Here is a 22969-nt window from a genome sequence, read left to right as displayed (position 1 = left end):
CCACCGGCCCCGCACCGTTCCCGCTCGCCCCCTGCCTCCACCAGAAGGGACGAACACCGGCATGCCTCCCCATGGCTACGCCCCCGACCGGCAGCCCGCCCCCGCCGGACTCACCGTCACCACCGCCTCGTTGGCGGACTGGCACCAGGTGGCCCGGTGGGCCGCCGAGGAGGAGTGGAACCCCGGCCTCGGCGACACGGCCTGCTTCCACCCGACCGACCCCACGGGCTTCTTCCTCGGACGTCGCGCCGGGCGCACCGTTTCCGCGGTCTCGATCGTCAACTACTCGGACGCCTACGCGTTCCTCGGCTACTACCTCGTCCACCCCGACCACCGCGGGGAAGGCCTCGGGCTCGCCACCTGGCGGGCCGCCTTCCCGCACGCCGGCGCCCGGACCGTGGGCCTCGACGCCGTCCCCGCCCAGCAACTCACCTACCGGCGGGCCGGGTTCACCCCCGCCTACGACACCGTCCGCTACGCCGGACGCCCGCTCCGCTCCGGCACACCGCCGGCGGCGGCCGTCCCCGTCACCGGTTCCCACCTCGACGCTCTCGCCGACTACGACCGGCGCTGCTTCCCCGCCGACCGCCGCGCCTTCGTCACCCGCTGGCTGACGGCCCCCGGCCACACCGCCCGTGTGTATCTGCACGAGGGCGGGATCGCCGGCTACGGCGTGCTCCGCCCGGCCCGCACCGGCCATCGCATCGGCCCGCTCTTCGCGGACACCACCGAAGCCGCCGAGGCCCTCTTCGACGCTCTCACCGCGTCCGTCGACCCGGGCGACGAGATCTTCCTCGACGTCCCCGGGCCGCGGCGCGGCGCACACGCCCTGGTCACGGCCCGCGGTCTGGCTCCGCAGTCGCACACCGTCCGGATGTACACCGGCCCGGTCCCGCCGGTGGAGCAGGAGCGGACCTTCGCCGTCACCAGCCTGGAACTCGGCTGACGGCCGGCGGCGCCAGGCGGCGGCGACGACGGTCGTCGGCACCCCGGCCACCGGCCCAGGCAACGTGTATCCCGAAGGGGGGCAGCTTCACCGGGATGCCTACACCTGGCGCGGTAGCTTCTCGGGAACGCCGACGCTGTCCGCGTGCGGCGCCCGGCTGTCGCTCGCCTGCCGGAGGAGCGCGAGGGCCTCCTCGGACGAGGAGCCGGCGGGCGTTGTGCACACGATGAGCGCCTGCTCCGGTGAACGGGCGACCGACAGTGTCTGCTGTGTCACCGTCACCCTGCCGACGACGGGATGGTGCAGCTCGTAGGCCGCGGCATCGCACGGCGTCACACGGTGGTCCCCCCACAGTGCGACGAACTCCGGGCTCTTCATCGTCAGCTCGCCGATCAGCTCCGCGAGCAGTGGGTCCTCCGGGTGCCTGCCGACGGCGATGCGCAGGTTGCCGACCACCGCGCGCGCCTTGCGCTTCCAGTCCGCGTACAGCTCCTGACAGTGCGGGTCCAGGAACAGCATCCGGCTCATGTTCGGGCGTCGCGCCGGGTCATCCGGGCCAAGGAAGTCCAGGTGACCGGCCAGCAGGGCGTGCCCGAGGGTGTTCCAGGCCAGCACGTCCGTACGGCGGCCGAGCACCACCGCCGGGACGCCGTCGACGGCGCGGAGGAGGTCGCGTGTCTCGCCGGCGAGCTTCTCGGGCCGCGGGCGGCGCACCCGGGGCGCGTGGCGGGCGGCGCCGGCGAGCCGGTCGAGGTGCTCGCGCTCGTGGCCGTCGAGCAGGAGAGCGCGGGCGATCGCGTCGAGCACCTCGGCCGAGGCCCCGCGGGAGAGGCCCTGTTCCAGCCGTGCGTAGTACGAGACGCTGACGCCCGCCAGCTGGGCCAGTTCCTCGCGCCGGAGCCCGGTCACCCGCCTGCGGGGCCCGAGTTCGCGCAGGCCGACGTCCTCGGGGCGCAGCCGCGCCCGTCGGGCTTGGAGGAAGGCGCCGAGCGGGCCGGGTCCATTCATCACCCCAGTATCGGTGCGCGGCCCGATCCCAGCCACACCCTGCGAGGGGTAGGACAACCCGGGAGTGGTGCGTGCCCGTCCGCGTGTCCAGGCTGGGTCCCAGTCGGCCACCTACCCCAGACCTGAGGACGGACCACATGGATCAGAGCCCGGAGCAGATCACCCTCGGCGACGTCACCGTCACCCGCATCAAAGAGTTTTACGGCTCGGTCGAGATGCCCCCGGGGCAGTTCTTCCCGGACAGCCCCCACGGCTCGTGGGACGAGCACCGCGACTGGCTGGCGCCCGACTTCTGGAACCCGCAGACGGACGAGTGTCATACGGCGATCCAGTCCTGGCTGCTGCGCAGCGAGGGGCGCACGATCCTCGTCGACACCGGCGTGGGCAACCACAAGGACCGGCCCTACGCGCCGGTGTGGAGCCGCCGGGACACGAACTACCTCGACCACCTCGCCGCCGCCGGGGTGCGGCCCGAGGACGTCGACATCGTGGTCAACACCCACCTGCACATCGATCACGTCGGCTGGAACACCCGCCTCGACGGGCGGACCTGGGTGCCGGCCTTCCCGAACGCCACGTACCTGATGACCCGGCGGGACTTCGAGTTCTGGGACCCGGCCAACGAGAACAAGACCGTGTTCGGCCGCGGGAACCAGAACGTCTTCGAGGACAGCGTCACGCCGGTCCACCAGGCGGGACTCACTCACCTGTGGGAGGGGACGTACCGGATCGACAAGAACCTGCGTCTCGAGCTCGCTCCTGGGCACACCCCCGGCTCGTCCGTGCTCACCCTGGAATCCGGCGGCGATCAGGCCTTGTTCGTCGGGGACCTGGTGCATACGGCGCTGCAAATCGCAGAGCCGGAGACCAACTCCTGCTTCTGCGAGGACCCGGCGGAGTCCCGCGCCACCCGGCACAAGCTGCTCGGCCGCGCCGCCGAGAACAACGCGCTCCTCTTCCCGGCGCACTTCGGCGGCCAAGGCGCCGCGCAGGTCGCGCGCAGCGGCTCGAAGTTCGCGATCAAGGAGTGGGCGGGCTTCTCCCGCCTGTCCTGATGTCCCCCTCCGGAAAGGAAGCGTCTCCCATGTACCACCAGGCAGATCCGGTCGTCGAAACCCCGGCGGGCGCCGTGCGCGGCCTCCGTGACGGATCCGGCGAGCGCTACCGCGCCCTCCCCTACGCGGCGGCCCCGACCGGCGCCGGCCGTTTCGCCCCACCCGCACCGCACCCGGGCTGGTCCGGTGTCCGCGACGGCACGCGGCCCTCGCCCACCGCTCCCCAGCCGGCCCGCGACTTCGGCCGACTCGACATGATCCCCTACTTCGGGCCGGGCTGGGTCCCCGGCGAGGAGTACCTGACCGTCGATGTCCACACGCCCGCCGCCGATGACGGCAGGCGTCCCGTCATGGTCTTTGTGCACGGCGGCGGGTTCGTCACCGGCTCGAACCGTGCCGCGCTCTACGACGGCAGCGCGTTCGCCCGCGATGGCGTCGTCCTCGTGACGGTGAACTACCGCCTCGGCATCCCCGGGTTCCTCGATCTGGCGGGTGCTCCGGCCAACCGCGGACTGCTCGACGTGGTCGCCGCACTCGGCTGGGTACACGACACCGTTGCGCTCTTCGGCGGCGATCCCGAGAACGTCACGGTCTTCGGCCAGTCCGCGGGCGCCACGCTCACCGGCGCGCTGCTCGCGACACCGGAGGCAGGCGGTCTGTTCCGGCGAGCGATCGTCCAGAGCGGCAACGGCACCGGCGCGTTCACCCCGGAGCAAGCGCAACGGGTCACCGCCACGGCGGCCGCCGCACTGGGCGTCGAGCCGACCGCCGAGGCGTTCGCCCCGGTCCCGGACGAGCGCTTCCTGTCGATCCTGCCCGCCCTGGCCGGCCTCGACCTCCGCACCGGCACCGCCATGGACCCGCTGGCCGGGCTCAGCCCGTTCAGCCTGGTCCTGCCGGTCCAGCCCGCCGACAATCTCGCCGACGGTCCGGCCCGCGACGTCGACCTGCTCATCGGCACCAACACCGAAGAGGGGCACCTCTACCTCGTACCGCAGGGCGCCCTGGAGTCCACCACGGAGGCCGACGTACTCGCCGTCGCCACCCGGGTGCATGCAGACCCGGAGACCACCCTCGCCGCGCACCGCGCGGCACGGCCGGACGAAACACCGGGCGAGCTGCGCTCCGCCGTGCTCGGGCAGGCCCTGTTCGAGGCCGGTACGACGCGCATGGCGCAGGCCCACGCGCGGATCTCGGGCGGCCGCACGCACGTCTACTCGTTCGGGTACCGCTCGACGGCCCTGGACGGGCGACTCGGCGCTGCCCACACCGTCGAACTGCCCTTCGTGTTCGACATCGCCGACAAACCCTGGCTGCACGGGGACACCTGCCTCCTCGGCCCCGGGCCCGCCCCAGCAGGACTCGCAGCCCAGGTACACGGCGCCTGGGTCGCGTTCGCCGGCACCGGGAACCCGGGCTGGGCCGGCTACGACCCGCAGCGACCCGTGGTGGAGATCCTCGGCGGCTGAGCGTCCTCTCACCGGACGGGGCGTCGCCGGTCGCCCAAGTCCGGGGCAACCGGTCGCGCCCGCACCGCTTCGTTGTACTGACCAGCGGGTTTTTGGGCTGTCTCATCCGGTGACCGGGCGCTCGTCTCAGGACGGATGGCATTTCCACGCCCGCTTCTGGAGTCATGACGGCCGGGTGGCGATCTGCCGGCGAGCGGTCTCCCAGATCTCCTCGAACTCCTCGGAGGCCAGCTGTTCCGGATCATGGCCTTCCCCCTCGGAGACGGGGAGTTCAGCGGTGCTCCCGAACCTGCTGTCGTACGCGTCGAGGCGGCCTGCGCCGTAGGCCCGCTGCCCTTCTTCACGGCAGGCCGCTGCGACCGGGGTCAGCTCGTCTCCAGCGCGGCCAACATCTGTTCGGCCGTGCCGGAACGACGGTTCGACTCGGTGCAGGAATGGACGGTCGACATCACCGTGCGCACAACCGGTCCCATGCCGACCGGCTCTCGTCGTCCGCGGCGCGGTAGATCACCAACCGCTGGTCCGGATCTTGAAGTGGCATGAGCACTTCGAAATGTACTGCGATCACACCGGCGTCAGGATGCCGCAGCACCTTGCGCCCGCGGCCGTTGACCTTGATGTCCCGCTCGGCCCACCATCGTGCGAACTCCTCGTCACGAGTGGTGAATTCGGCGATGAGGTCGGTCAACGCCTGGTCCTGCGGATGCGCGGCCCACGCAGCGCGCAGGTGGGCGATCCCCTCCCGTACCACGCGTTCGCGGTCGACATAGAACTCACGTATCTCCGGATGCATCAGGCACAGCCACATCGCATTGCGCTGCGACGGCGGCAGGGTGTCGAAATCCAGGAGCAGCCTCGCCATTTCGCCGTTCCAGGCCAGGATGTCGTAGCGATGGTTCATCAGCATGGCCGGCAGCGGCGACAGGTCGGCGACCAGCCGGGCCAGCGGCGGCGCCGCAGTGGTGGCGGGCTTGTCGGCGTTGCGAGGGCGCTGCTGGGCCAGGTTGAAGAGGTAGGCGCGTTCGTCGGGGGCCAGGCGCAGCGCCCGCGCCAGCGCCTCCACCACCTCCGCCGAGGGCCGCAGCCCGCGGCCCTGTTCCAGCCGCACGATGTAGTCGATGCTGACCCCGGCCAGTTCGGCGACCTCTTCACGGCGCAATCCCGGGGTCCGCCGGACCTGCCGACGCGACGGCAGGCCGAAATCGTGCGGGTCCAGGCGTTCGCGCCGGGTCCGCAGGAACGCGGCCAACTCCTGTGTCGTGTCCACGGTGTGGGTCATCATGTTCGACCCTACAGCCGGGGTCCTACCGCCAGGGTAGGACTGGCGTTCCCAGGAACGTCTTTCCCTTATCCCCGGCTCGCGGCGGTCACAGGCTTGTTTTCGGCAACGGATCACAAGCACAGGAGGACACGATGTCGCTCACCCTTGACACCTACCGGCTGCTGGGCCGCTCCGGGCTGCGGGTCTCACCGCTGGCACTGGGCGCGGCGACCTTCGGCACCGAATGGGGCTGGGGTGCCGAGCAGGACGAGGCGCGCAAGCTGTTCGACCTCTACGTCGAGCGCGGCGGCAACTTCATCGACACCGCCGTCACCTACACCAACGGCAGCTCCGAGCGCCTGCTGGGCGAATTCACCCGCGACAACCGCGAAAGCCTGGTGCTGGCAACGAAATACACGACGCTGCGCCGGCCCGGCGACCCGAATTCCGGGGGCAGTCACCGCAAGAGCCTGTTCGCGTCGGTGGAAGCCAGTCTGCGACAGCTGAACACGGACTACATCGATCTGCTCTACCTGCACGTGTGGGATTTCACGACGCCGGTCGAGGAGATCCTGCGCGGTATGGACGATCTGGTCCGGCAGGGCAAGGTCTTGTATGTGGCGATGTCCAACGTCCCGGCCTGGCAGGTGTCGCGCATGCAGGCGATCGCCGACCTGCGCGGCTGGTCGCCACTGGTCGCGCTGCAGATCGAATACAGCCTGATCGAGCGTACCGGGGAACGTGACCTGATCCCCATGGCACGCGAGATGGGGCTGGGGGTGATGCCGTACTCACCGTTGGCCGGCGGGGTGCTCACCGGCAAGTACAGCCGCGACGACCTGACCGCGACGCAGGCCGGCATCGACGACGGCACCCGCAAGAGCGTCACCCTTGCCAACGGCGCCCTCACCGAGCGCAACTTCGCCATCGTGGACGCCGTGAAGGAGGTCGCCACGGAGCTGGGCCGCACACCCGCCCAGGTCGGGCTGGCCTGGACCCTGCAGAACCCGGCCGTGACGGCACCGATCATCGGCGCCCGCACCCCGGCGCAGCTGGAGGACAATCTGGGCGCCCTGGACGTTGACTTCACGGCCGCCCAACTGGCCCGCCTCGACGAGGCCGGCGCGATCGGACTCGGCGTCCCGCACGACCTGCTCGCCGGCGACTTCGGCCGCACGCTGACCCGCGGCGATCTGAAGGTCGAAACCCGCCGCTGACACCCGACCGAGCGCCCCCCTCGTCGGTGATCAGCAGAGGGTGTTCCGGACGTGCTTGTGGATTCCTCCCGTCACGGGAGATACCGCTCGATGGCCGGGCCGGGGCCCTCCTCGGCCATCAGGCGCCTGGCCCATTCCAGGCTCGCGGGGGTGGGTTCGCGCCCGGACACCTTCACCAGGTCCTCCGGGTCGTAGGGCCGCTCGCTGCCGGTGTACAGCTCGACCGGGCTGTGCTCGGCCGGCTTGTCCCTGCCATTGGTCGTCACAGGTCCTCCTCTGTCCGCGCCCGCCGGGTCGCCGGGACCTCGCTTGGTTCCATCATGGGACCGCCTCCGAACACCCGCACGATGTGCGCCGCGCCCGCCCCGGCCCGCACCCCCGGCAGCCGGTCATCCGGCCGGGCGCGGGGCCCCGGGATAGTCCGGCGGAAACGCCTGTTCCGTCCAGATCGTCTTGCCGTTCGGGGTGTAGCGCGTGCCCCAGCGCTGCACCAGCTGCGCGACGATGAAGAGCCCCCGCCCGCCCTCGTCGTCGCTGGCGCTGTGCCGCAGGTGGGGAGAGGTATGGCCGGTGTCCGACACCTCGGTCAGCAGGGTGCGGTCGCGCAGCAGCCGCAGATGCAGCGGCCCCGACGCATGGCGTACGGCGTTGGTGACCAGCTCGCTGACCACGAGTTCGGTCGCGTAGGACAGCTCCTCCAGGCCCCAGTCCCGCAGCTGCCCGGTGGCCAGTTCACGGGCCTTGCTCACCGCGGCCGGCTCGGCGGGCAGCTCCCAGGCCGCCACCTGCCGGGCGTCCAGCTCGCGGGTACGCACCAGCAGCAGGGCCGAGTCATCGACGGCCGGCCCGTCCGGCAGCAGCTCCGCCAGCGCGTGAATGCACAGCTCGTCCAGCGGCCGGCGGTGATCGCTCAACACCCGGCCCAGGATGTCCAGCCCCTCGTCGACGTCCCGGTCCCGGGCCTCCACCAGCCCGTCGGTGAACAGGGCGATCAGGCTGCCGGCCGGCAGCTCGATCTCCAGGGATTCGAACGGCAGGCCGCCGAGGCCCAGCGGTGGGCCGGCGGGCAGATCCGGGAAGGACAGACCGCCCTCCGCGTCGACGACGGCCGGCGGCAGATGGCCGGCCCGCGCCATGGTGCAGCGCCGCGACACCGGGTCGTAGACCGCGTAGAGACAGGTCACGCCGGTGGCCACGTCGTCCGGCCCGGCGTCCGCGCCGATCGTGGCGGCCTGGTCCTCCGCGGTCTGTCCGACCAGGTCGTCCAGCCGGCTCAGCAGCTCGTCGGGGGACAGGTCCAGCCGGGCCAGGGCGCGTACGGTCGTCCGCAGCCGGCCCATGGTCGCCGCCGCCTGGAGGCCATGGCCGACCACGTCCCCGACGACCAGGCCGACCCGGGTACCCGAGAGGCCGATGACGTCGAACCAGTCACCGCCGACCCCGGCCCGGTCGTCGCTCGGCAGATAGCGGTAGGCCAGATCGACGGCGGACTGCGCCGGCAGATGCTGCGGCAGCAGATTCCGCTGGAGGGTGAGCGCGGCGGTGTGCTCCCGGGTGAAGCGGCGGGCGTTGTCCAGGCACACCGCAGTCCGGATGACCAGCTCGTCGGCCAGCTCGATCTCCCCCTTGTCGAACACCGACGGGGCGCCGCGGATAAACGTGACCAGCCCCATCAGGGTGCCGCCGGCCCGTAGCGGCACGACCATGGTGCCCTCCTCACGCACCATGCCTCCGGAGGACAGGCTGCGGTACTGGAGCGAGCCGGGCGGGTACTCGACGTGGTGCCGGGCGGGCGGCGGGCCGTCCGGTGCCTGAGCGGCGGTGCGGGTGGCGACCCGCATCAGGGCCGGCAGGGTGCCGTCGACCGGTTCCGGCTCCCCGCCGTCCAGTACGGACCGCACCAGGTCGACGGTGACCACGGACGCGAAGTCCGGCACCGCCACTTCGGTGATCTCCTGCGCGGTGACGGCCATGTCGAGGGTGGTGCCGATCCGGGCACCTGCCTCCACCAGGAGGTTCAGCCGGCGCTGGGCCTGGTAGCGGCCGCTGATGTCGAAGGCGTCCTCGCACACCCCGAGCACCTGGCCGCCGGCGCCCTGCAACCGGTAGTAGGAGCAGGACCAGACGTGATCGAGCCCGGGATCGGAGGGCTGCTGGCCGACGAAGTGCAGATCGAGGACCGGTTCGCCGGTGTCGAGGACCTGCCGCATCACCGCCTCGAGGGTGCGGGGATAGCCCTCGGTCACAAACTCGCCGTCCGGGTACAGCTCATCGGCCCGTGCGCCGAGGAAGTCCTCCACCGGCAGCCCGATCTCCTCCACATACGCGGCATTCGCCCAGGTCAGCCGCAGCTCGGTGTTGTAGATCCCCAGGCCTACCGGAGACTGGGTGGCCAGGCCGTGCAGCATCGCCTGGCGGGACTCCCACATCAGGTGTTCGTCCAGGCCGGCCGCCACCAGGACCCGGGCGGGCCGCACACCGGCGACCTCGGACACCTCGGCGAGCGGACAGCTCGTGACGGCCATCCGCAGCAGCCGGCCGTCCCGGTGGCGCACCGTGTGCACCTGGCTGCCGCTCGGCGAGGCTTCCGGAGCGCCGGCGGCGCCCGCGGAACCGGCCGCTACCAGCGCTTCCAGGGAGCGCCCGATGATCTCCTCCGGTGCGTATCCGAGGAGTCGCTGTGCCTCCGGGCTCCACCCGATGATGCGGTCCTGGGCGTCCAGGACCGCTGTGGCCGCCCTGGTGACGTCGAGGGGACCACGGAAGTCGGCGTTCTCCGCCGCGTTCCATGCGTTCATGGCATCAACCCAGACCGGTTCAGTATCTACAGCATCGAGCCTGATCAAGACCCGCACAACTGCGCTGCGGACGCCGGGACGCGCCCTTGGTGCGGCTTCGTCCCGTCGCTGGCAGAGTGGGAAGGGGCGCTGAGCAACAGGAGGCAGATGTCATGTCGGCCCATGGCCCGGCCACTCCGGTGCGCGGCGCTCCGTGCTGGGTCAGCCTGATGGCCCGCGACCTGGAGTCCGCGCAGGAGTTCTACTCCGCTGTCCTGGGCTGGCGGTTCCGCCCGGCCAGCCTGGGCGAGGAGTTCTCCGTCGCGGTGGCCGGCGGGCAGCCGGTCGCCGGCATCGGTGCCCTCGCCCAGAGCTTTCAGGTCGCCGTGGCCTGGACCTCGTACTTCGCGGTGGAGAACGCCGACGAGACCGCGGACCGGATCCGCGAGCGCGGGGGGACCGTCGCCGTCGGCCCGCTCAAGCTCGGCCCCGGGCGCGCCGCCCTCGCCGCCGACGCCGACGGCGCCACCTTCGGCTTCTGGGAGGGCCAGACCCTGGCCTGGTCGGTCGGCGAGGGCGCCGGACCGGCCCTGCTCGAATTGCGCACCCGGGACGCCTTCGCCGCCGCCATCTTCTACGCGGAGGTCTTCGGCTGGGCCTCCGGAGAGCCGGGCGGTTGCGATGTCACCTACGAACACGACCAGGTCATCGTCCGGGACGGTACACACACCGTCGCCACCCTGCGCGGCGGCGCTGTGGAATCCGCCCCGGACCCACGGGTGCGCCCCCGTTGGCACGTTCACTTCCCGGTCCGCGACATCGAGAAGGTGACGGCTGCCGCGGTGGAGGCGGGCGGAACCGTGACCCCCGTGACACCGAGTGCGGACGGCAAGGGCTGCCAGGCCGTCATCCGGGACCCCGACGGTGGCTTCTTCACCGTCACCTCTTCCTGAGGGCTTCCTGAGGGCTTCCTGAGGGCTTCCTGAGGGCCGACCGGGAGCCCGGGGCGCCGGCACGGCCCGTCGGCCCCGCCCTCCTTCGTCGTCGAAGGGGACGGGGCCGAGGGGCAGAGGGATTCCGGGGATTCCGGGGTGGTCGGTTCAGCGAGTTGCCGCCGGCCGTCCCGGGGTCACTGGCTGCCGCCGGCCCCCGGGTCCTGGGCGCCCGCTCCGGGGTCCTGGGAGCCGGCACCCGGGTCTTGCGCACCGGTTCCGGGGTCCTGGGAGCCCGCACCCGGGTCCTCCGTGCCCGTTCCGGCGCTTCCTGCTCCGGCGTCACCGGCACCGGCGCCGCCCGCCGCGGCGTCACCGCCGCCCGCGCCACCTGCTGCTGCGCCGCCGCCCCCGGAGCCGATCTCGGCTCCCGTGGCCTTGAGCGCGTCGGTGACCGGCTGGAAGAAGGTCTCGCCCCCCTGGGTGCAGTCGCCGCTGCCGCCGGAGGTCAGCCCGACGGCTGAGTCGCCGGAGAACATCGAGCCGCCGCTGTCGCCGGGTTCGGCACAGACGTCCGTCTGTATGAGGCCGTTGACGATGTCGCCGTTGCCGTAGTTCACCGTCGCGTCCAGGCCGGTGACGGTGCCGTCGTGGAGGCCGGTGGTGCTGCCCGAGCGCTGCACCTTCATGCCGACGGCGGCTTCGGCGGCCTTGGTGATCTCCTGGGTGGAGCCGTCCCCCTTGTCGACCGCGCTCTGTGGCTTGGCGCCCTTGTCGTCGTAGGTGACCAGTGCGAAGTCGGTCTTCGGGAACTTGGAGTCGGCGACCGTGCCCAGCGGCTGGCTGCCGCCCTGGTCGGCAGTCCAGGTCTTGGAGTCGTTGCCGCAGTGACCGGCCGTCAGGAATGCCGGGGCGCCCTTGACCGTGACGTTGAAGCCCAGCGAGCAGCGTGCGTTGCCGCCGAAGATGGCACTGCCGCCGACCGGCCCCGCGGCCTGCCCGCCACCACCTCCGGCGCCCCCGGCACCACCGGCGGAGCCCCCGGCACCGGCCGATTGCCCGCCACCGGAACCTCCGGCGTCACCCGCTCCACCGGAACCTCCGGCGTCACCCCCACCGCCCGAGCCTCCGGCGTCACCCGCTCCTCCGGCGCCGCCCGCGGCCTGCCCGCCGCCACCGGCCGCGCTCCCGGCCGTACTTGCCGCGTCCCCGCCGTCGTACCGCTTGAATTCGCCACGGGACCGCTTGACCGTGACCATGCCTGCGCCCATGCCACTCGTGGCCTTGTTGAGCGTGGCCATCTTTGCGCCGGTGACGGTTCTGTCGGCGAGCACCACGATTTTGTTGGTCTTCGGGTCGATCGACCACGCCGTGCCGGGCACCGAGGCGGAGTCGCGCAGGGTCTTCGCGCCGGCCTTCAGCGCGGTCATGCTGTTGTGCACGACCTTGGCGACGGCGCCCTTGGCCGTGACGCTCTTGGCGTCGTCCTCCGACAGCACGTTCATGACCAGATGGCCGTTCGCGCCGTCCAGGTACCAGCCGGCCGTCTTGTCCCCCAGGTCCGCCTTCAGGGATGCCGCCAGCTGCGTGGCCGAGTGGGCGCTGAGCGTCTTCGGGGCCGTCGGCTGGTCCGTGCTCGCGTTGGCGTTGGGGAGCAGGATCGCTGCGGCGGCGATGGCGGCCGCCGCGGCGCCGGCGAGGGCGCCGGTCCGCTTGTTCACATGTCGGTGGCTCAATTCACTGACCTCCAGGGACGCACAGGAACGGGGCACACGGGGAGCCGCGGTGCGTCGCATCAGCACCCGTGTGTTGCTGCCACCCAGTCCTACGTAGGGCCGTGCACCCCGGTCTCACGGCCACTCACGCTGTGATGAATTCCGACGCTTGCGGTGGCGAACGTTTACACTCCCGCGCCGGCCGGCCCGCCCGGCACCCCGCGGCGGGACCGGCCTGACCCCCTCGCGCAGACCCCGTGGCACCGCCCCCGAGCTGCGCTTCCGGCGACCGGGCCGAGCGGGTCATCCGCGCGTGAGCGCGCTCACGTCCAAGGCCCGACGCCCCTCTCCCCGCGGGGCGTAAAGGGCAGCTGTGGCCGTGCTTAAGAAAACCTCGATGGACCCGGCGGCCGGTGTAGGGAAGATTTCCTGACGAAGATCGGGTGGCCGGTTCGGGCCCCTGGCAGGTCACACACGTACGGGAGCCGTTGCGGTGAAGGCACTGGTCAAGCAGAAAGCGGAGCCGGGTCTCTGGCTCATGGACGTGCCGGAACCGGCCATCGGTCCGGGCGATGTCCTGATAAAGGTCCTGCGCACCGGCATCTGCGGCACGGATCTGCACATCCGCGCGTGGGACGGCTGGGCCCAGCAGTCGATCGGCACGCCGCTGACGATCGGCCATGAATTCGTCGGCGAGGTGGTGGCGACCGGCCGCGATGTGGCCGAGGTCAAGACCGGTGATCTGGTCAGCGGCGAGGGCCATTTGGTCTGCGGCAAGTGCCGCAACTGTCTGGCCGGCCGCCGCCATCTGTGCCGCGCCACGGTCGGCCTCGGCGTCGGCCGGGACGGTGCCTTCGCCGAGTACGTGGCGCTGCCCGCCACCAATGTGTGGGTGCACCGCGTCCCCGTCGACCTGGACATTGCCGCCGTCTTCGACCCGTTCGGCAACGCCGTGCACACCGCACTGTCGTTCCCGCTGGTCGGCGAGGACGTGCTGATCACCGGCGCCGGCCCGATCGGCATCATGGCCGCGGCCGTCGCCCGGCACGCCGGCGCCCGCAATGTCATGATCACCGACGTCAGCGAGCCGCGCCTGGACCTGGCCCGCAAGGTCGGCGTCACCCTCGCGCTGAATGTCGCCGAGACGTCCATCGCCGAGGGCCAGCGCGAGCTGGGTCTGCGCGAGGGCTTCGACATCGGACTGGAGATGTCGGGGCGGCCCGAGGCGATGCAGGACATGATCGCCAATATGACGCACGGCGGCCGGATCGCGGTCCTCGGCCTGCCCGCCGAGCAGTTCCCCGTCGACTGGTCCCGGATCGTCACCTCCATGATCACGATCAAGGGCATCTACGGCCGGGAGATGTTCGAGACCTGGTACGCGATGTCCGTGCTGCTCGAAGGCGGTCTCGACCTCGCGCCCGTGATCACCGGCCGCTATCCGTACCAGGACTTCGACGCCGCCTTCGACGATGCCGCCGGCGGCCGCAGCGGCAAGATCATCCTCGACTGGACCTGCTGACCGGCGCCCATCCGGCCCGCCCTCACCCCAACTCCTGGAGATATTCCTGATGTTCGACTCCGTACGCGACGAACTGCGCGGCACCCTCGACGAGATCCGCGCCGCCGGTCTGCACAAGCCCGAGCGCGTCATCGGCACCCCGCAGTCCGCCACCGTCGCGGTCACCGCAATGGGGTCTCCCCTGCTCGAGCGAAGCCGAGAGCTCGGGGAAGGCACCCCCGGTGAGGTCCTCAACTTCTGCGCCAACAACTACCTCGGCCTCGCCGACCACCCCGAGGTCGTCGCGGCCGCCCATGAGGCACTCGACCGCTGGGGCTACGGCCTCGCCTCGGTCCGCTTCATCTGCGGCACCCAGGAGGTCCACAAGGAGCTGGAGCAGCGGATCTCCGGCTTCCTCGGGCAGGAGGACACCATCCTCTACTCCTCCTGCTTCGACGCCAACGGAGGCGTCTTCGAGACCCTGCTCGGCCCGGACGACGCGGTCATCTCCGACGCCCTCAACCACGCCTCCATCATCGACGGCATCCGCCTGAGCAAGGCCCGCCGCTTCCGCTACGCCAACCGCGACATGGCGGACCTGGAACGCCGGCTGAAGGAGGCCGGCAGCGCCGGCCGCAAGCTGGTCGTCACCGACGGCGTCTTCTCCATGGACGGCTATGTGGCACCGCTGCGGGAGATCTGCGACCTGGCCGACCAGTACGGCGCCATGGTGATGGTCGACGACTCGCACGCGGTCGGCTTCGTCGGCCCCGGCGGCCGCGGCACCCCCGAGCTGCACGGCGTGATGGACCGCGTCGACATCATCACCGGCACCCTCGGCAAGGCCCTCGGCGGCGCCTCCGGCGGCTATGTCGCGGCCCGCGCCGAGATCGTCGCCCTGCTGCGCCAGCGCTCGCGCCCGTACCTCTTCTCCAACTCGCTCGCCCCGGTGATCGCCGCCGCCTCGCTCAAGGTGCTCGACCTGCTGGAGTCGGCCGGTGACCTGCGCGAGCAGCTGCACGCCAACACCGCGCTGTTCCGCTCCCGGATGACCGAGGAGGGCTTCGACGTCCTCCCCGGCGACCACGCCATCGCCCCGGTCATGATCGGCGACGCGGCCGAGGCGGCCCGGATGGCGGAGCTGCTCCTGGAGCGCGGCGTGTACGTCATCGGCTTCTCCTACCCCGTGGTCCCGCAGGGCCAGGCACGGATCCGGGTGCAGCTGTCCGCCGCCCACTCCACCGCGGACGTCCACCGCGCCGTCGACGCGTTCGTCGATGCGCGCGCCGCGCTCGGGGGCTGACACGGCCCGCGGGCCGTTCCCTGCGAAACTGGAAGCATGATCGAAGCACGACGGCTGCACATCCTCCGTGCGGTAGCCGACCACCGTACGGTTACCGCCGCGGCCGCCGCGCTCTATCTCACCCCCTCGGCGGTCTCCCAGCAGCTGGCCGCCCTGGAACAGGAGACCGGCCACCGTCTGGTGGAGCGCAGCGCCCGCGGCGTACGGCTGACCGCCGCGGGCGACATCCTGCTCGCCCACGCCAATGCCGTCCTGGCCCAGCTGGAGCGCGCCGAGTCGGAGCTCGCCGCCTACGGCTCGGGCGAGGCCGGCACGGTCACGGTCGCGGCCTTCGCCACCGGTATCGGCCTGGTGGTCGCGCCCGCGCTCACCGCACTGGCCCGCACCGCCCCCGGCATCCGGGTCCGTGTCCAGGACGCCGAGGGCGACGCCAGTCTGCTCATGGTCCTGGACCGGCAGGTCGATGTGGCGGTGGCCGTCGAATACCGGGGCGCGCCCCGGGCCGACGATCCACGGCTGACCCGGGTCCCGCTCTACGCCGAGCCGTTCGACGCGGTGCTGCCGCCCGGCCACCGCCTCGCCGCCATGCCACAGGTGGCCGTCGCCGATCTCGCCAAGGACCCCTGGATCGGGCCCTACCCCGGTAACCCCTGCCATGACGTGGTCGTCCTGGCCTGCGAATACGCCGGTTTCGAACCCCGGCTGGAGCATTCCTCCGACGACTTCCGCGCCGTCGTCGCCCTCGCCTCGGCCGCCGCGGGTGTGGCCCTCGTTCCCCGCTCGGCACTGCGCGACATGGACCTCACGGGGGTGGCGGTCCGCCCCGTCGACGATGTGGCCCCCACCCGCCGGGTCTTCGCCGCCGTACGCCGCGGGGCCGAGGAACACCCCCTGCTCCGCCCGGTCCTGGCCGCCCTGCGCGAGGCGGCGGCGCCGCAGGAGTGAGGGGCGGAGTCCGCCGCCCCGGTACGGCCGGCCCGCGCCGGGGCGCCCCGCCGGGTACCTGCCCGGCCGCGCCCGGGATGCCGGCCCGGACCGGCCGTGGCAGGCTCGGCACGGCGGCGGCCCGCGCGGACGCCGGGGCACCCCCGGTACCGAGGAGGCGAGGCGGATGTCGGTCGGCCCGGCCGGTCCGGTGGGCAAGGATCCGGCCACCGTGCGCCAGGACCCGTACGCGCTGGTGCGCACCCGCGGGTATCTGAAGCTCCTGCTGGTGGCCGCAGTGGTCGGCTTCCCGGTCTGCGCCGTCGCGTTCGGCTTTCTCGCCCTGGTCCACGAACTGGAACCGCTGATCCACCAGGATCTGCCGCGGGCGCTGGGCCTCGCCGGGACACCTCTGTGGTGGCCGGTCCCGATGCTCGTGGTGGCCGGTCTCCTGGTCGGCCTGACCGTCCGTTATCTGCCGGGCCACGGCGGCCATGAGCCGGCCGACGGGCTGGCGCTCAGTGGCGCGCCCCCGCTCTCCGCGCTCCCCGGGATCGTGTTCGCGGCCCTGGCCTCCCTCAGCTTCGGTGCGGTGCTCGGCCCGGAGGCGCCGCTGATCGCCCTCGGCGGCGGGCTGGCCGCGGGCGCCTTACGGCTGCTGGGCCGGGGGATGACCTCCCAGGCCGTCGCCGCGGTGGGCGCCGCCGGCAGCTTCGCCGCGGTCAGCGCACTGCTCGGCTCCCCGCTCCTGGGCGCGTTCCTCTTGATGGAGGTGTCGGGGCTGGGCGGCCCGATGCCGGGGATGATGCTGGTGCCCGGCCTGCTCGCGGCCGGGATCGGTGCGCTCGTCTTCACCGGGCTGGGGGACTGGACCGGACTGGGGACGTACTCCCTCGCGCTGCACGACATTCCCCCGGCCGCGGGGCCGACGGCTGCGGAGTTCGGCTGGGCGCTGGTGATCGGACCGGCCGCCGCGTTCCTCGGGGTCGGTGTGCGGTGGCTCTCGCGGTTCCTCAAGGGACATGTGGTCCGCCACCGGGTGCCGGCCACGGTGGTGATGGGCCTGGTGGTGGGCGCGCTGGCGGTGGCGTTCGCCACGGCGACCGGCAAGCCCGCCACCGAGATGCTCTATTCGGGCCAGTCGGCGCTGGGATCGCTGTTCCGGGACAGCGCCGGCTACTCGGTGGCGGCGCTGCTGCTGCTCATCCTGTGCAAGGGCCTGGCGTACTGCGCCTCGCTGAGCGCCTTCCGCGGCGGCCCCATCTTCCCCGCGCTGTTCCTCGGGGGGGCGGGCGGTGTGGTGCTGTCCCATCTGCCGGGCCTGTCGCTCACCCCCGCCTTTGCGATGGGCGTCGGCGCCATGTGTGTGGCCATGCTGCGGCTGCCGATGACCTCGGTGCTGCTGGCCACCCTGCTGCTCGGGCGCAGCGGGCTGGCCGTGATGCCGCTGGTGATCGTGGCGGTGGTCGTCGCCTATGTCGTGGCGCTGCGGCTCACTCCGCCCGCCGTCGCGGACGCGCCCTCCGCCGACGCGCCTCCCGCGGCCGCGCCGCATGCCGCCTGACGGCCCGCTCAGCGGCGCGGCGTGCGGCCCGTCCGGGTCCAGGTGGCCAACTGGCGCTCCGTCCAGGTGTTGATGACGCGGTCGGCAGTGACACCGCACTCCTCGGCGCGGGCACAGCCGTAGATCTGCCAGTCGAGCTGGCCCGGCGCATGGGCATCGCTGTCGATGGAGAAGAGGGTCCCCGCCTCCCGCGCCTGGCGGAGCAGCCGGCGCGGGGGATCGAAGCGGTCGGGACGGCAGTTGATCTCGACGGCCGTACGGTGCTCGGCGCAGGCCGCGAACACCTCCGCGGCGTCGAACTGCGACTCCGGACGCAGCTTGCCGGTGATCTGCCGTCCGGTGCAGTGGCCGAGCACGTCCACCAGCGGATTGCGGACCGCGGCCAGCAGCCGCCGGGTCATCGGCGCCTTGTCCATCCGCAGTTTGGAGTGCACCGAGGCGACCACCACGTCCAACTGGTCGAGCAGCTCCGGGTCCTGGTCGAGGGTGCCGTCGTCGAGGATGTCGCACTCGATCCCGGTCAGCAGCCGGAACGGCGCCAGCCGCCGGTTCACCTCCGCCACCAGCGACAGCTGCTGCCGCAGCCGCTCGGCGGTCAGCCCGCGGGCCACGGTGAGCCTGGGGGAGTGGTCGGTCAGCACACACCAGGCGTGCCCGAGGTCGCGGGCGGTGCGGGCCATCGCCCCGACCGGGCTGCCGCCGTCCGACCAGTCCGAGTGCAGATGGCAGTCGCCGCGCAGCGCCCGCCGCAGGCGCTGCCCCCGCTCCCCTTCGACCAGCGGACCGCCGGCCTCCTCCTCCAGACGGGACAGATACCCGGGCCGGACGCCCGCGAACGCCTCCTCGACGACCCGGGCGGTCTTGGGCCCCAGCCCTTTGACCCGCCCCAGTGAACCGTCCAGGGCACGCCGGCGCAGCTCGTCGGGGGACATGGCCCCGATCACCGTCGCGGCCGTACGGAACGCCTGGACGCGGTAGCTCACCGCCCCCTGCCGCTCCAGCAGAAAGGCGATCCGCTCCAGCGCCTCGACGGGGTCCACCTACGGCTCCTTCCCGGGGCGCCGGCCCCGCAGCGTCCTTTCACGGTGCCCCACCCGGTGGGCGGCTGCCACCGGGGTGTCGGTGCCGCCACCGGGAACCGCCCATTACCGACGGGTCCGAAGGCGCGCCGTTATGCGGCTATGTCCGTTCTCCGGCCACTCGATCCGATTCCATGGGAATGGTGTACGGATAGTGCCGATGATTGTGTTCAATGCGTTCAACTCCCCCAATGGCGCCCATGAACTCCGGGCGAATCGGGCACATTTCATGCCTCTGCAACATTCGGAGCGGTCTGCCGGAAGCGTGCGCCGGAGTTCCCCGGCCGTGCTGTGCCCGGGTGTCGTAAAAACCGGCAGTCTTCAAGGGATCTGCACACCGAATGCGCAGTAGGCACCTGCTCTCCCTTGTTGTATCCCCGCGCTGACCTGCGCATCAGCGGTTTGGTGCGGGAATGTCCCGTTCGTCGAATGCGTGGCTACCGGTGAGTCAGAAGTGAAACCGAAGAAGATGTGAAGAAGCTGCCATCAAGTCATGGACAGGCGTGCACTTCAGGTAATTCGGCGGGGCGTTGGTGCCCGGATCAGCGGTTCTCCGATTAGCAGCGCAACGCGCCTGCATGCTTTGATCCTTCGCACCGCGGGAGTCACACCATCGGTTCCCGATTTTGGGTACCCGACTGCCGCAGCCGCGGCCGGACCACCCCACCGGACGGTTCGGGCGCAGCTTTTTCGAGATATTCATCCGAAGGGAAACATCATGAACTCCACCCCCCAGGTTCAGACCCAGGAAATCTCCGACACCGACCTGGACAACGTGTCCGGTGGCCTCCTCAACGGCGTGGTCGGCACCGCCACCAACACCGTTGACTCCATCACCCCGGTCTCGGGTTTCGTCGGCACCGCCACCGGCCTGGTCGACGGCGCCACCGGCCTCAACGCCTCGGGCGCCGTCCGCACGGCCACGGGCCTGGCCTCCGGTCTCTGAGTCGCTTCTGTGCCGCTGAGCGGTACAGCCGGCTTTGAACGGTGACAACGGCAGGTCGGCGCCCCCTCCTTGCCGACATGCCGGGCCGAGTGCCCCGGATTCCCTGGCTCCGCCCGGGACCGGGGCGCCCGGCCGCCACCTGTCTGAACAGACCATTGCAGTTGAGGGAAGAGTGTCGTGCAGTTCCGCCAACAGGCCCTTTCCAAGCTGCAGTCGCCCGAGGAAATCGACCTGCCGGTGCGCTTCGCCCGCCCGCAGGGCTGGCTCGTGCTGACCGTCACGGTCCTGTTCGTGATCGCCGCGTCCGTATGGGCGGTGACCGGCACCGTGTCGTCCACCCTCAGCGCACCCGGAATCCTCACCCACGGCCAGGGCAGCTATGTCCTGCAGAGCCCCGTCGCGGGCCAGGTCACCGCGGTACTCGCCGAAGAAGGCAAGCGGGTGGCCGCCAACACCCCCGTCCTGAAGGTCCGCACCGCCCGGGGCACCGCCGTCGTGCGCACGCTCGCCGCCGGCCGGCTGACCACGATGGTCGCCACGATCGGCTCCGTCGTCACCACCGGGGCGGACGTGGCCTCCGTGGAGCGCGTCGCGCGCGCGAGCGACCCCCTGACGGCAACCCTGTACGTACCGGCCGAGAGCGGCGCCACCGTCCCCGTCGGCGCATCCGTCGACCTCACCGTCCAGTCCGTGCCGAGCCAGCAGTACGGCGTACTGCGCGGTCGGGTCAGGGCCGTCGGCAGGACCGCGCAGACCCGCCAGCGGATCGGCGCCTACCTGGGCAACAGCCAGCTCGGCGAGCAGTTCTCGCAGCACGGCCAGCCCCTCGCGGTCCTGGTGCAGCTCGAAGCCTCGCCGCAGAACAAGTCCGGCTACGCCTGGTCGACCTCCGGCGGCCCGCCGTACGCCGTCGACTCCATGACGCCGGCCAGTGGCGCCGTCCATCTGGCCGCACAGCACCCGATCGATTGGCTGCTGCCGTGACCGCCACCGACGACTCCGCAGCCCCGCAGCAGCAGCTGCCGCCCCCCGTCCGCGGCCGGCACCGCCCCGAGCCCGCGCCCGGCGCCCGCCGCGCCCGCCGTGCCGCGCCGCCCGCCCCGAAGCCCAAGAAGACGAGGGCCGTACGCACCCCCACCATCCTCCAGATGGAGGCCGTGGAGTGCGGCGCCGCCTCGCTGGCCATGGTGCTCGCCCACTTCGGACGGCACGTCCCGCTGGAGGAGCTGCGGATCGCCTGCGGGGTCTCCCGCGACGGCTCGCGCGCCAGCAATCTGCTCAAGGCCGCCCGCAGCTACGGCCTCCAGGCCAAGGGCATGCAGATGGAACCGGCCGCGCTCGCCGAAGTGCAGGCGCCGGCCATCCTGTTCTGGGAGTTCAACCACTACGTCGTCTACGACGGCACCGGCCGCCGCTTCGGCCGCCGCGGTGTGCGCATCAACGACCCCGACAAGGGCCGCCGCTTCGTGCCGACGGAGGACTTCGACACCAGCTTCACCGGTGTCGCCCTGGTCTTCGAGCCCGGCGAATCCTTCCACAAGGGCGGCCGCAAGCCCGGCGTCCTCGGCGCGGTGCCCGCCCGGCTGCGCGGGACCACCGGCACCCTGCTGGCCGCGCTGCTCGCCAGCCTGCTGCTGGTCGCGGTCGGCGCGGCGGTGCCCGCGCTGAGCCGTACATATATCGACATGTTCCTGATCGGCAACCAGACCTCGCTGCTGGGGCCGCTCTTCGCGTCGATGGCCGCCATGGTGGCGCTGACGGCCGTACTGACCGGTCTGCAACAGGCGAATCTGCTGCGCGGCCGCATCATCTCCTCCACCCTGACCAGCGCCCGCTTCCTGCGCCATCTGCTCAGACTTCCGGTCACCTTCTTCGCCCAGCGCAGCCCGGCCGATCTGGTCCAGCGGCTGCAGTCCAACGACGCGGTGGCCGAAACCCTGGCGCGCGACCTCGCGGCCGCGGGCGTGGACGGGATCGTCGTCATCCTCTACGCCGTCCTGCTGTGGACCTACGACCCCCAGCTGACGGTCATCGGCGTGGGGATCGCCCTGCTCAACGTCGTCGCCATGCGGATCGTGATCCGGCTGCGGGCCACCCACACCCAGAAGCTGCGCGCCGACTCCGCCCGGCTGACCAACACCTCCTACACCGGTCTGCAGCTCATCGAGACGATGAAGGCCACCGGCGGGGAGAACGGCTACTTCCGCCGCTGGGCCGGCCAGCACGCCACCACGCTGGAGGTGCAACAGCGCCTCGGTGTGCCGAGCGCCGCACTGGCCGTCGCCGCCCCCACCCTGGCCACGCTCAACAGCGCACTGATCCTGTGGATCGGCGGACTGCGGGCGGTCGAGGGCCATATCTCCATCGGTCTGCTCGTCGCCTTCCAGGCGCTGGTGACCCGCTTCACGGCACCCATCACCCGGCTCAACGGAGTGGCGGGCAGAATCCAGGACTTCGCCGCCGATGTGGCCCGCCTCAAGGACGTCGAGAGCTTCCCGGTCGACACCCTCTACTCACGCCCCGAGCCGGACGCCGACACCCGCAGGCTCAAGGGCCATGTGACGCTGGAGGGGATCACCTTCGGCTACAGCCCGCTGGACACACCACTGCTCACCGGCTTCTCGCTGGCCGTCGGCCCCGGCCGGCAGGTCGCCCTCGTCGGCGGATCCGGCAGCGGCAAGTCCACCGTCTCCCGGCTGATCTCCGGGCTCTACAGCCCCTGGGAAGGCACCATCCGCATCGACGGGCAGCGGCTGGAGGACCTCTCCCGCAGTGCGCTGGCCGCCTCCGTGTCCTTCGTCGACCAGGACATCTTCCTCTTCGAGGGCACGGTCCGCGACAACGTGGCGCTGTGGGACCCCTCGATACCGGACGACGCGGTCATCGCCGCCCTGCAGGACGCGGCGCTCTACGACGATGTGATCGCCCGTCGCCCCGACGGCATCCACAGCCGGGTCGAGCAGGACGGCCGCAACTTCTCCGGCGGGCAGCGGCAGCGGCTGGAGATCGCCCGCGCACTGGTCCGGCGCCCCAGCATCCTGGTCCTCGACGAGGTCACCAGCGCACTGGACGCCCGGACCGAGCAGACCATCATGGACAACCTGCGGCGGCGCGGCTGCGCCTGCGTCGTCATCGCCCACCGGCTGAGCACCGTCCGCGACAGCGACGAGATCGTCGTCCTCGACCACGGGGTGGTCGTCGAACGCGGCCGGCACGAGGACCTGGTCGCCGCCGGGGGCCCGTACGCCGAGCTGGTCAAGGAGCACTGACGT

Annotated in this window: 18 protein-coding genes and 1 pseudogene; 12 read left to right on the top strand and 7 right to left on the bottom strand. The window is 71.7% G+C overall.

Annotation, left to right across the window (positions count from 1 at the left end; all coding sequences use genetic code 11):
• Positions 1 to 61 precede the first annotated feature (61 nt).
• A complete protein-coding gene (locus tag ACWGJY_RS10770) occupies positions 62 to 946 on the top strand; it encodes a GNAT family N-acetyltransferase (protein ID WP_453260428.1) in 885 nt (294 codons plus the stop codon).
• Between the two features lie 99 nt (positions 947 to 1045).
• Here ACWGJY_RS10770 and ACWGJY_RS10765 read toward each other — a convergent pair whose 3' ends face one another.
• The gene (locus ACWGJY_RS10765) at positions 1046 to 1954 is read right to left on the bottom strand and encodes a helix-turn-helix domain-containing protein (protein WP_453260427.1); all 909 of its coding nucleotides are present in this window, start codon (positions 1952 to 1954) and stop codon (positions 1046 to 1048) included.
• Positions 1955 to 2091: 137 nt separating this feature from the next.
• Between ACWGJY_RS10765 and ACWGJY_RS10760 the strand changes: the two genes are divergently transcribed.
• Positions 2092 to 3009 carry an MBL fold metallo-hydrolase gene (locus ACWGJY_RS10760; protein WP_453260426.1) on the top strand — a complete coding sequence of 306 codons (918 nt, stop codon included), beginning with the start codon at positions 2092 to 2094 and terminating at the stop codon, positions 3007 to 3009.
• Positions 3010 to 3038: 29 nt separating this feature from the next.
• Positions 3039 to 4478, top strand: coding sequence for a carboxylesterase/lipase family protein (locus ACWGJY_RS10755; RefSeq protein WP_453260425.1), 1440 nt, complete (start codon positions 3039 to 3041; stop codon positions 4476 to 4478).
• A 162-nt stretch (positions 4479 to 4640) separates the two neighbouring features.
• Here the strand turns inward: ACWGJY_RS10755 and ACWGJY_RS10750 are convergent.
• Positions 4641 to 4856: pseudogene (locus ACWGJY_RS10750) on the bottom strand (hypothetical protein); the annotation flags it as partial.
• Between the two features lie 70 nt (positions 4857 to 4926).
• Complete coding sequence (locus tag ACWGJY_RS10745) at positions 4927 to 5760, bottom strand: helix-turn-helix transcriptional regulator (RefSeq protein WP_453260424.1); 834 nt, start codon at positions 5758 to 5760, stop codon at positions 4927 to 4929.
• Between the two features lie 131 nt (positions 5761 to 5891).
• Between ACWGJY_RS10745 and ACWGJY_RS10740 the strand changes: the two genes are divergently transcribed.
• Positions 5892 to 6956: an aldo/keto reductase gene (locus tag ACWGJY_RS10740; RefSeq protein ID WP_453260423.1), complete on the top strand. Its 1065-nt coding sequence runs from the start codon at positions 5892 to 5894 to the stop codon at positions 6954 to 6956.
• 71 nt (positions 6957 to 7027) lie between these two features.
• Here the strand turns inward: ACWGJY_RS10740 and ACWGJY_RS10735 are convergent, their stop codons facing one another.
• Both ACWGJY_RS10735 and ACWGJY_RS10730 read right to left on the bottom strand, forming a co-directional pair.
• On the bottom strand, positions 7028 to 7222 hold the full coding sequence (locus ACWGJY_RS10735) for a hypothetical protein (RefSeq protein WP_453260422.1): 195 nt from the start codon (positions 7220 to 7222) through the stop codon (positions 7028 to 7030).
• A gap of 123 nt (positions 7223 to 7345) precedes the next feature.
• Positions 7346 to 9754: a SpoIIE family protein phosphatase gene (locus tag ACWGJY_RS10730; protein WP_453260421.1), complete on the bottom strand. Its 2409-nt coding sequence runs from the start codon at positions 9752 to 9754 to the stop codon at positions 7346 to 7348.
• Between the two features lie 152 nt (positions 9755 to 9906).
• Between ACWGJY_RS10730 and ACWGJY_RS10725 the strand changes: the two genes are divergently transcribed.
• Positions 9907 to 10686 carry a VOC family protein gene (locus ACWGJY_RS10725; RefSeq protein WP_453260420.1) on the top strand — a complete coding sequence of 260 codons (780 nt, stop codon included), beginning with the start codon at positions 9907 to 9909 and terminating at the stop codon, positions 10684 to 10686.
• Between the two features lie 176 nt (positions 10687 to 10862).
• Here the strand turns inward: ACWGJY_RS10725 and ACWGJY_RS10720 are convergent, their stop codons facing one another.
• Entirely contained in the window at positions 10863 to 12461 is a 1599-nt protein-coding gene (locus tag ACWGJY_RS10720; protein ID WP_453260419.1) for a S1 family peptidase, read from the bottom strand.
• A gap of 412 nt (positions 12462 to 12873) precedes the next feature.
• Between ACWGJY_RS10720 and tdh the strand changes: the two genes are divergently transcribed.
• From tdh to ACWGJY_RS10700, 4 genes are all read left to right on the top strand, one after another.
• The gene (gene tdh, locus ACWGJY_RS10715) at positions 12874 to 13902 is read left to right on the top strand and encodes an L-threonine 3-dehydrogenase (protein ID WP_453260418.1); all 1029 of its coding nucleotides are present in this window, start codon (positions 12874 to 12876) and stop codon (positions 13900 to 13902) included.
• Positions 13903 to 13951: 49 nt separating this feature from the next.
• A complete protein-coding gene (locus ACWGJY_RS10710) occupies positions 13952 to 15184 on the top strand; it encodes a glycine C-acetyltransferase (RefSeq protein ID WP_453260417.1) in 1233 nt (410 codons plus the stop codon).
• Between the two features lie 36 nt (positions 15185 to 15220).
• Complete coding sequence (locus ACWGJY_RS10705) at positions 15221 to 16129, top strand: LysR family transcriptional regulator (RefSeq protein WP_453260416.1); 909 nt, start codon at positions 15221 to 15223, stop codon at positions 16127 to 16129.
• A 166-nt stretch (positions 16130 to 16295) separates the two neighbouring features.
• Positions 16296 to 17672, top strand: coding sequence for a chloride channel protein (locus ACWGJY_RS10700; RefSeq protein ID WP_453260415.1), 1377 nt, complete (start codon positions 16296 to 16298; stop codon positions 17670 to 17672).
• An 8-nt stretch (positions 17673 to 17680) separates the two neighbouring features.
• On the opposite strand, the gene ACWGJY_RS10695 is transcribed toward ACWGJY_RS10700, so the two are convergent.
• Positions 17681 to 18712 (bottom strand): PHP domain-containing protein, encoded by a 1032-nt coding sequence (locus ACWGJY_RS10695; protein ID WP_453260414.1) that lies wholly within the window; start codon positions 18710 to 18712, stop codon positions 17681 to 17683.
• 757 nt (positions 18713 to 19469) lie between these two features.
• Between ACWGJY_RS10695 and ACWGJY_RS10690 the strand changes: the two genes are divergently transcribed.
• The 3 genes from ACWGJY_RS10690 (at position 19470) to ACWGJY_RS10680 (ending at position 22966) form a co-directional block, all read left to right on the top strand.
• Positions 19470 to 19697 carry a type A2 lantipeptide gene (locus ACWGJY_RS10690; RefSeq protein WP_453260413.1) on the top strand — a complete coding sequence of 76 codons (228 nt, stop codon included), beginning with the start codon at positions 19470 to 19472 and terminating at the stop codon, positions 19695 to 19697.
• A gap of 177 nt (positions 19698 to 19874) precedes the next feature.
• Positions 19875 to 20681 carry an HlyD family efflux transporter periplasmic adaptor subunit gene (locus tag ACWGJY_RS10685; protein ID WP_453260412.1) on the top strand — a complete coding sequence of 269 codons (807 nt, stop codon included), beginning with the start codon at positions 19875 to 19877 and terminating at the stop codon, positions 20679 to 20681.
• A complete protein-coding gene (locus ACWGJY_RS10680) occupies positions 20678 to 22966 on the top strand; it encodes an NHLP family bacteriocin export ABC transporter peptidase/permease/ATPase subunit (protein ID WP_453260411.1) in 2289 nt (762 codons plus the stop codon). The genes ACWGJY_RS10685 and ACWGJY_RS10680 overlap by 4 nt, the downstream gene beginning before the upstream one ends.
• Positions 22967 to 22969: the final 3 nt, after the last annotated feature.

The sequence above is a fragment of the Streptomyces sp. NPDC054765 genome, assembly GCF_053612065.1.
Note: the sequence above shows the minus strand (reverse complement) of the source record. Positions and strands in the feature narration are given on the sequence as shown.